At 59.5% G+C, this 3,309-nt stretch carries 2 protein-coding genes and 1 pseudogene; 2 read left to right on the top strand and 1 reads right to left on the bottom strand.

Annotated features, from left to right (window positions below):
• Positions 1–1,343 (bottom strand): annotated as a pseudogene (locus tag ACRC1E_RS09340) (bifunctional aconitate hydratase 2/2-methylisocitrate dehydratase); the annotation flags it as partial.
• 176 nt (positions 1,344–1,519) lie between these two features.
• On the opposite strand from ACRC1E_RS09340, the gene gcvA reads away from it, so the two are divergent.
• A complete protein-coding gene (gcvA, locus tag ACRC1E_RS09345; protein ID WP_438514824.1) occupies positions 1,520–2,413 on the top strand; it encodes a transcriptional regulator GcvA in 894 nt (297 codons plus the stop codon).
• An 81-nt stretch (positions 2,414–2,494) separates the two neighbouring features.
• Positions 2,495–3,309: aconitase family protein (locus ACRC1E_RS09350; RefSeq protein ID WP_438514825.1), on the top strand; the 815-nt coding region annotated here is incomplete at its 3' end.

Raw genomic sequence — 3,309 nt, forward strand, 5'->3', positions numbered from 1 at the left:
GTATGGCAGAACGACTGCATCACCAGATCGGCAGAGAAGCCCAGGCAAGCCAGATCTTTGAGCTCGTCACGGGTCATCGGTCCGGTGGTGTCCTGCGAGCCTACGGTGGTCATCTTCGGTTCGCAATAGGTGCCAGGACGTACGCCCTGCCCTTCGACCAGACCACAGGCACGGCCAACCATTTTTTGAGCCAGGCTAAAGCCCTTGCTCGAGCTGACCGGATCTTTGGGCAGGCGGAATACGGTAGTGACTGGCAGGCCCAGCGCTTCGCGTGCCTTAGTAGTCAAACCGCGGCCGATAATCAGGTTGATACGGCCACCGGCACGCACTTCGTCCAGCAGCACCTGGCTCTTGAGTGCAAAATTTTCGACCAGTTCGCCATTTTTCTCGATTTTGCCTTCGTACGGGTAGATATCGACTACATCACCCATTTCCAGCTTGGATACATCGACTTCAATCGGCAGCGAGCCGGAGTCTTCTTGAGTATTGAAAAAGATAGGTGCGATCTTGCCGCCCAGCGTCACGCCGCCGAAGCGCTTGTTCGGTACAAACGGGATGTCCTGACCGGTCGCCCATACCACCGAGTTGGTGGCGGACTTGCGCGAAGAACCGGTGCCGACCACATCGCCAACGTAAGCCACCAGATGGCCATTTTTCTTCAGGTCATCGATGAACTGCATCGGGCCGCGCTTGCCGTCTTCTTCCGGCGTAAAAGCCGCATCCGGACGGGTGTTCTTCAGCATCGCCAGATAGTGCATCGGGATGTCGGGACGGGTCGTCGCATCCGGTGCCGGCGACAAATCGTCGGTATTCGTCTCGCCTGGCACCTTGAACACGGTGACAGTAATTTTCTGCGCCACTTCGGGACGCGAGGTAAACCACTCGGCATCGGCCCAGCTTTGCAACACGGCCTTGGCATGCGCGTTGCCGGCATCGGCCTTGACCTTCACATCGTGGAAATAGTCGAACACCAGCAGTGTCTTTTTCAGGCCGGCAGCAGCCACATCAGCCACCGCTTCATCGTCCAGAAGATCGATCAGCGGCTTGACGTTGTAGCCACCCAACATGGTACCCAACAGTTCGGTCGCCATTTGGCGCGACAGTAGCGGCGAAACCACAGCCCCTTCGGCAACAGCAGCCAGGAACGAGGCCTTGACCTTGGCCGCATCGTCCACGCCCGGCGGTACACGGTGAGTAATCAGTTCGACCAGAAAATCTTCCTCGCCGGCAGGCGGGTTTTTCAGTAGCTCGGCCAGTTCTTCGACCTGGCGGGCGGAAAGTGCGAGCGGCGGGATACCCAGCGCGGCGCGCTCGGCAACGTGCTGACGGTAGGCTACGAGCATGGCTTCTGACCTTTTGCTTGATGGTGTTTGCAGAGTTATGACGGGCAGACGGGTAGCGCCCGACCCCCGGTGAAAAAAGGGAAAGCCCATTACACCGAGATGGCGATAGCCTACGCGGTATGCTTCACAGATACAAAGGATTATTCGCCACAGCTTCTGTGAGTTAAAATCACAGCATGAACACTTACCCACCCCTGAACGCACTGCGTATTTTCGAGGCAGCAGCTAGGCTGGAGAGCTTTTCTGCCGCCGCCGAAGAACTGTTCGTGACCCATGGCGCTGTGAGCAAGCAGATCAAGCAACTGGAAGCATGGCTGGGGGTGCGCCTGTTCGAGCGCAGCGGCGGCCGCGTCAAGTTGTCTGATGCCGGCTGGCGCTATCTGATCCAGGTACAGGACGGCCTAGACCTGATCGCCAACGCCACCAGCCAGTTGATACAGGCCGACCGTTTACGCCGGCTGACCATCAACTCCACCCCGACTTTCGCCATGTACTGGCTGCTGCCCCGTCTTGCCCGCTTTCGCGCGGCCTGCCCCGAGATAGAGCTGCATCTGGTCAACTCGGATCGCGATATCAGCCGGCTGGATACCCCGTTCGACATTGCCATCCGCCGCGGCCCCGGCGACTGGCCCGGCCATATCGCCAAACCTTTTCTGGAAGAGCGCGAACTCCCGCTATGCCATCCCGCACTCTTGAAAAATAATGTACTTACCAGCGCGGCCGATCTCGCCCGCCACACCCTGCTATATGCCGATACCCGACCCACCGCCTGGCAACGCTGGCTAACGCTGGCCGGCGCACCCGAACTCAAACCGGCACACACCCTGCACTTTGACCGTTTCGCCTTTGCACTGCAGGCAGCCATAGACGGCCTGGGCGTGGTATTAGGCCCGCTCCCCATGGCGACACGCTTGATAAACGAAGGCAAACTGGTCACCCCGCTGGCCGGGCCATCCGTCCCGGTGCGCGGCTATTGCTGGGTCGCCCCGCGCGCCTCGATTAACGATATGGCTATCCATGCCTTTTGCCAGTGGCTGGAACAAGAGGCACACGCCGCACCTCCGCCCTAACCCTTCCCGCCCCGATTTTGCTTGCCTATTTGCCCTGCTGCGCCATAGATAAGGCTCGAGCATTCCTTTGCGGAGCCGGCCATGAGCCATCCCTATATCCAAACCCGACATGCGCTCAGGCTGAGCGATGGGCGCGTCTTCGATTATTTCAGCCTTAAAGCACTGGAAGATGCCGGCATCGGGCCGGTATCCCGCCTGCCGGTGTCCATCCGCATCGTACTGGAGTCGGTGCTACGCCACTGCGACGGACTAAAAGTCACCCCCGAACACGTCAGGGCACTGGCCAACTGGCAGCCTGTAGCCGAACGCAGCGCCGAGATCCCGTTCACCGTCGCACGCGTCATCCTGCAGGATTTCACCGGTGTCCCCTTGCTGGCCGATCTGGCCGCCATGCGCAGCACCGCAGTCGAACTGGGGCTGGACCCGAAAAAAATAGAGCCGCTGGTAGCGGTTGATCTGGTGGTCGACCACTCGGTGATGATCGATGAATTCGGCACCCCGCAAGCACTGCAGCACAATATGGAACGCGAGTTCGCCCGTAATCGCGAGCGCTACCAGTTTATGAAATGGGGAATGCAGGCGTTCGATACCTTTAAAGTCATCCCGCCGGGCATCGGCATCGTGCATCAGGTCAACCTCGAATACCTGTTCCACGGCCTGCGCGAACAAAATGGCGTGGTGTTTCCCGACACCTTGGTCGGTACCGATAGCCATACCACCATGATCAATGGCGTCGGTGTGGTCGGCTGGGGCGTAGGCGGCATCGAAGCTGAAGCGGCGATGCTGGGCCAGCCGGTTTATTTACTGACTCCGGATGTAGTCGGTGTCGAGCTAAGCGGGCAACTGGCCGAGGGCATCACCGCCACCGATCTGGTACTGACCCTGACCCAGATGCT

This window comes from Craterilacuibacter sp. (assembly GCF_051659485.1).
Lineage (GTDB): Bacteria > Pseudomonadota > Gammaproteobacteria > Burkholderiales > Chromobacteriaceae > Craterilacuibacter.

Excerpts from the sequence above, each read along its gene's own strand:
- gcvA (WP_438514824.1), top strand. The coding sequence starts at position 1,520 with ATGAACACTTACCCACCCCTGAACGCACTGCGTATTTTCGAGGCAGCA.